Source organism: Mycoplasma leonicaptivi ATCC 49890 (assembly GCF_000622205.1).
Lineage (GTDB): Bacteria > Bacillota_I > Bacilli_A > Mycoplasmatales > Metamycoplasmataceae > Mycoplasmopsis > Mycoplasmopsis leonicaptivi.
On sequence record NZ_JHWE01000051.1, the window covers coordinates 1 to 6,308 of the forward strand.

Here is a 6,308-nt window from a genome sequence, read left to right on the forward strand (position 1 = left end):
GAGAAAAAATACTTTAAAAAATTTAAAAATTAATCCTTAGATCTTTTGATTATTCATAAATTTTTTAAACATAAAAAACGAAAAATTTATGAATAATATTTTAAACCCTTCCGTCCCTTGATTGCAATCAAGGGAGACCCTACTTTTTTAAAAAAAGTAGGCAAAAAAGTACTCGCTGTAAAATGGTGAACCATTTTACCACGTAATCTTATTTGTTATACTGATTTTTTATTTACACCACATCAACAATTTCTTCTTTTTTTAGAAAAAAAGAAGCAAAAAAACTTTAAAAATATAGAGGAAATGCAGCTGTCGCTGCAAAAACCCTGCCGGGGCTGTACTTTTTTCAGAAAAAAGTACCAAAAAACGTTATTTGCTAACCCAAATAACATCTTTTCTATTGCTTTTTTTATACAAAAAATAAACAAAATTTATTTTTTGTATAAAATTTATATATTACTATTTTTTTGATGGTAACTTGCATCGTGACTTTTAAAATAACAAATTATAAAATAAAACAAGTTTTAAAATAATATATAATATTTTAGATATGGAGGAAAGAATTTGGATTTTCATAATAGTTTTTTGAGCAATTATTATTTCTGTTTTTGTAGTAATAGAAATTTTTACAACAGAAATTTGATCTGGTTTAACAGCAATAACAGCACTACCTTCACTTCTTATTAGTATTTTTGTTAGATCAAATCAATGATGAATATTTTTAATACAATTTAGTTTATTTGTATTGCTATGAACATTAACTTATTATGGTGGGTATAAATTTTTAAAGAAAAAAATTAAATATAGTCAAAAAGTTGAACAAATGATTGGTATCGATTATACAACTGGTTATATTTTGAATAAACCATCAAAAGAGACCATAATAACAAATGAAGACTATGGACAAATTATTATTAATGGAAAGGTTTTCAGGGCAATTTCTTCAAAAGGAGAAGGTGATATTGATAAAAATTCTAAAGTGGTAATTTCAGAAATAAAGGGTAATATTTTATATATAAAAAAACATAAGGAGGAAAAATAATGAATATTGGTTTAATAGTTGGATTGATTATTTTTGCAATTTTATTAATTTTTATAGTATTTATACTTGTAAAATCGATAAAAAGAGTTAATCAAACTGAGTTTATTGTTATAGAAAGACTTGGAAAATTTTATAAAGTGTTAGAAAATGGACTTAGAGTAATTATTCCATTTTTAGATAGAGTAGTAAAGAAAAATGATTACAAAGAAAAGGTTATTGATTTCCCAGAACAAGACATAATAACAAAAGATAATGCTGGAATAAGAGTAGATACCGTTGTATACTTACAAATAACAGACCCAAAAGCTTTTGCTTATGGTCATGAACGTCCTATGCAAGCTATTGAAAATATTGTAGCAACTACACTAAGAAATTTACTAGGTGAATTAGAGTTAGATGAAACTCTTACTTCAAGAGATACTATTAATTCAAAATTAACTTTATTATTAGATGAAGCTTCTGATCCTTGAGGTATTAAAGTCAACAGAGTGGAAATAAAAAATATAGCACCACCAAGAGAAATTTTAAGTTCTATGGAAAAACAAATGCGTGCTGAAAGAGAAAAAAGAGCAAATATTTTAGAAGCTGAAGGTCTTAAAGAAGCACAAATTTTAAGAGCTGAAGGTGATAAAGCTGCTCAAGTATTAAAAGCTCAAGCAGATCGTGAATCAGAAATTTTAAGAGCACAAGGACAAAAAGAAGCAATTGAATTACTTAATTCATCAAAAATTTCACAGGAAATTTTAATGTTAAAATCATTAGAAGAACTTGGAAAATTAGCAAGCGGAAAAGGAACTAAAGTTATCTTACCGCCAAATCTTGCAGATATTGCAAAAACAATGACAGTTGCTTCATCTGTTGCAGTCAATACTTCAACATCAGAAGAAGAAAAAATGTAAACAAAAAACTATTTATTTAAATAAATAGTTTTTTAAACTTCTTTTTTAACTAACACATCAAAATTTTTAATAATACTTTCTTTAAAAATTAATCTATTTAAATATTCATTTAAATATGGTAATGAAATAAAGAATATTGCAAAAATAGTAGTTAGTAAGATGGGTAAATAAGGAGGAATAATGTCAGAGTCTTTTCCTAAAAATAAACCTCAACCCGCTGGATTTGTTTTATCTGAAAATGCAGTGCTTATTTGCACAACTATATTAGCACCAGAAACAAAAATAATACCAATAACAGCTATTAAAGATGCTGTATAAAAAAGATAATTTGAAAATTTAGTTGTTTCAGTTTGTTTTTTTCTTGAAATTGTATATTTTAAAATCACAATAGCATAAATTACAAAGAAAAATACTGTTGGATAATTTGTATATGCATCTGTTAATATATCTGTATCTAATACAATTGTTGGTATATAACAAACAATTGCTCAAAACATTGTGATTAAAAAAGCATATAATATTAAAGTTTTAAATTCACCTATTTTTTTAATTAATTGTTTTGAACCAAAAATTAAATTTGCATTAATTGAATTTGATAATTCTGATACAAAAGCTGCTGATAAACCATTAACAACTCCAATAGTTGATATTACCAAGAAAAATGCAATTGTATTACCTAATCAAACTTGCGTATTTTCTGATAACGAATCTTTTAATAAGTCTTGTAAAGTTCCTTTGTTGTGTAAAATGCTTGAAAGAGCTATTAATGTATATAAAATTGTTATAAAAGTCATACCAATAATAATAGCTTTTGGAATAGTTTTTGTTGGTTTTTTTACTTTATGTGCCAATGAACCAGAAACTAAAAACGCATCATAAGCAAACAAAACACTTGGTAAAGCTAATACAATCCCTTTAAAAGTAAAACTACCTAATGAAAAAGCATTAACACCACCTGCATTATGTGTATTTGGAAAAATAATACCAATGAATAATGCACCTAAAATTGGAATGAATTTAATCAATGTAACAACTGATTGAAAAATTCCAGAAACTTTTGTGGACATAACATTTAAAAAGAAAAATATAATTGATGTAATTAAACCAATTAAAACATGTACATATAAAGGTATAGTTGTTAATTCAAATTTTGAAACACTAGAAATAAAAAATAAAAATATTTCTGAAAAATAAAAACTAATTATTGTAAAAAGCATACCAAAATAAAAAAGAGTATATGTTATGTTAGTAAAATAACCAAAATGTTTTCCAAAAATCTTGTAAGATCAGTTTGAAATACTAGTTATTTTAGAGTTTTTAAATGAACCTATCTCCATGAAACTTAATGCAGCACAAAGCGATATAATTCCACCAATAATTCATGTAAGTAATCATGAAAGACCATTAGAATCAGTTGAACGAAGTACACTTCCATTTTTGAAAAATATACCAATACCTACAACAGAGCCTATAAGCATCATTAATGTTAAAATAAGACCAATTTTTCTTGCTTTTTGTATTTCCATATTAACCTCCTTTCTTTAAAAATATTAGTCAATTATATTATATGATTTGACAAAAACAAAGAAAAAATCATTAAAATATTCAAAAATATAACTTTTTAGTATTTTTCGCTTGAAACTTATTTTAAATAAATGTTCATTTTTAAATTTTTAGGTTTTATCATCTGAAAAAATGTAAAAAATTTAGTAAAATATAAATATGAATAAAAACAAGTTTAAAAAAATATTTAGCATTGTTTCTGTTACACCATTATTAATTGCGTTAGGTTGTAATTTTCAAGAAAAAGATAAAATTAAATCTAAAATACAAGAAGAAAATACAGAAGCATCTGGTAAAAATTCAAATGGTTTAGAAATTAAACCGATGCAAATTGAAAGAGATCAAAAAAACCAAGAAAATAAAACAAATATTGTCTCTGAAACTAAGTCCAATAATTCATTAAATAATATTGAAGAAATAAAAGAAAATGATAAAAATAGCAACAATATAAAACTTATTGCTAATAATGAACCAGATAACTACAATAGCATAGAAAATGAATCAGAAAATTCTAACTCAAAACACAATTATTCAATTTCTGATTATGATCAACAAATAAAGGAATTATATCCAGACGATATTGATTATGATAAAAATCCTGTAACTAATAATAAATCAAACACACAAAATATTGATTGAAATAATTCGATTAACGATGAAAAAAATGTATTTTTTAACCTTAAAGAGCAACAAAAAATAGTATTAACAAAAAGAATTTCAAAAATAGGTGATGAACGCTCAGAAATTAATGAACTTAAATCTTTATTTAACAAACTTGTCACATCTAATGATATTTTTGCTTATGATGTAAGACAATTAAATTTTGATGCAAGATTAATGGGTAAGGCTCTTGTTGAGTGATATAAAGAATCTTGATCTGATAACTTGTTTTTAGAATTGTCAAGACAAATGATTTATTTTGAAACAGAAACAGAAGATGGAGATCAAAGATTAAATCAACCTTCTAAAAAAATTTATAATGATAAATTCATTAGATTACACAAAATACAAAAGAAGCAAACAAGCATAGTTTGGGATTGAATTACAGAAGGAAACGAAAAAAGAAATCTTATTAATTTTATTTCACAAGGTATTGCACAAATAACACCAGATATGAGTGATTTAGATAAAGTATTTGCAATTACTAGATATGTTTGTGATTATTTTATTTATGAAGATGTATCAGCATATTATGATTTATATTATGGAATAAATCATAGAGAAGGTGTGTGTCAACAATATGGAACAGCAATAGCTATGCTTTTAAACATTGTTGGTGTGCAGGCTATTTCAAAACCAACAGGGAATGCATTACATCAATATGCAATTGCTTATTTTGATCCAAAGGGTGGAAATGATAAAAAATGATATAGAGTTGATGGTGCATTTATCGATGAAGGAAGAAGAACACAAGAAAATATCAAAGATATTTTTACACACAAAAAATTAAGAAATTGACAAAATACCTTCCAAGCAATCCATGAAGGTGAAGGATTGTATGAACAAATGGGTTATGATGTTAGTTACTATTTGCCCTGAGACTCTCTTTTTAAAGATAAATTAAATGCAACTGAAAATTTTTATTCAAAAAGTTTTCTTTCAATTGATGAAAAATGAAAAATGATTACAACTTCAAGATTTCAAACAAGATATTTTTTAAGTAATGGTTATTGATATAGTATTACAAACAGAAACCTAGAAGAAGATCCAAATAGTAATCAAACACAGTATATTAATAAATATTTATATAGAGTAAAAAGCAATTCTAATCAATTAGAAATAGTTAAGAAAAATGATCAAATTTTAATTGCAGATGATAAAATAGCTCCGCTTATAAACCTTTTAACAACACAACCAAGAACATACCAGCACAATGATTATTTATATTACTTAAATAAACACTCTGATAAAAAATTATATATAGACATTATTGATCTAAATTCTCAAACAAAAGTAAAAGAAGTTTTATTTACCGATATTCTTGATAATTTTAATTTAAATGAAGATTTTTCAATTAGAGATTTTGATTTTGATATGTTAAAAAATAAAATAACTGTTAAGTTAAACGGAACTATTAAAGATTTAAATTCATACAAAAATCATGAATTTATAATTGATTTAAATAATAAAAACATTTCAAGTAAACTATTATTAAATAAAGAAGTAAAAACCAAGCAAGATTTATGAAGATACAAAAATAAAGTTAGAGCAATTCTTGGTACATATATGTTTTCTAAAACACCAAAAATTCTCCATTTAAATCAAAGTTTACGTGATGAATTTCAACTGATAAACAAGAATATAGATGATAATTATTTAAACTTAACACAAGCACAAATTTTAAGTTATGCAAAACAATTAAAATCTATTGTTAATAAAATCCCCAAAAGCAAATGAATAATTGAACATAAAAAATTATTTATTGAAAGGAACTTACCAAACATTTTGGAAATAAGTGAAATAAAGGTGGAAATTAAAATTAGACCATAGGGCTAATGAGATTTCCACCTTTATTAGCCCTTTCATATATGAAAGGGGCACACGGGGGTATACCCCCGAAAAAATGGCAAAACAACTAACACAACAAGAATGGCTTTATTGATTTAAAGAATATGAAAATCCAAAAAGAGAAAACATTGATATTTTCTGAAAAAAATATTTGAAAGAAACAAATAAAAGAAATTCTTTATATGTAAAATCATATTTCATAAGAAAATATAATTTGTATAATTTAGATATGAATAAAGAAATATTGATATCGAAAACAGGGACAAAGAAGCAAAAGAAAAGAAAAAAATTAAATA

At 24.6% G+C, this 6,308-nt stretch carries 4 protein-coding genes and 1 pseudogene; 4 read left to right on the top strand and 1 reads right to left on the bottom strand.

Annotation, left to right across the window (positions count from 1 at the left end):
- Positions 1-550: 550 nt before the first annotated feature.
- Both BU00_RS0103095 and BU00_RS0103100 read left to right on the top strand, forming a co-directional pair.
- Entirely contained in the window at positions 551-1,042 is a 492-nt protein-coding gene (locus tag BU00_RS0103095; protein ID WP_051521856.1) for an NfeD family protein, read from the top strand.
- Positions 1,042-1,941, top strand: coding sequence for an SPFH domain-containing protein (locus BU00_RS0103100; RefSeq protein ID WP_027121445.1), 900 nt, complete (start codon positions 1,042-1,044; stop codon positions 1,939-1,941). Before BU00_RS0103095 ends, BU00_RS0103100 begins: the two co-directional genes overlap by 1 nt.
- Before the next feature lie 32 nt (positions 1,942-1,973).
- Here the strand turns inward: BU00_RS0103100 and BU00_RS0103105 are convergent, their stop codons facing one another.
- A complete protein-coding gene (locus BU00_RS0103105) occupies positions 1,974-3,467 on the bottom strand; it encodes an APC family permease (RefSeq protein WP_084477550.1) in 1,494 nt (497 codons plus the stop codon).
- A gap of 196 nt (positions 3,468-3,663) precedes the next feature.
- Between BU00_RS0103105 and BU00_RS0103110 the strand changes: the two genes are divergently transcribed.
- Together BU00_RS0103110 and BU00_RS04645 are read left to right on the top strand one after the other, a co-directional pair.
- Positions 3,664-5,994 (top strand): transglutaminase domain-containing protein, encoded by a 2,331-nt coding sequence (locus BU00_RS0103110; RefSeq protein ID WP_027121447.1) that lies wholly within the window; start codon positions 3,664-3,666, stop codon positions 5,992-5,994.
- A 73-nt stretch (positions 5,995-6,067) separates the two neighbouring features.
- Positions 6,068-6,308 (top strand): annotated as a pseudogene (locus tag BU00_RS04645) (hypothetical protein); the annotation flags it as partial.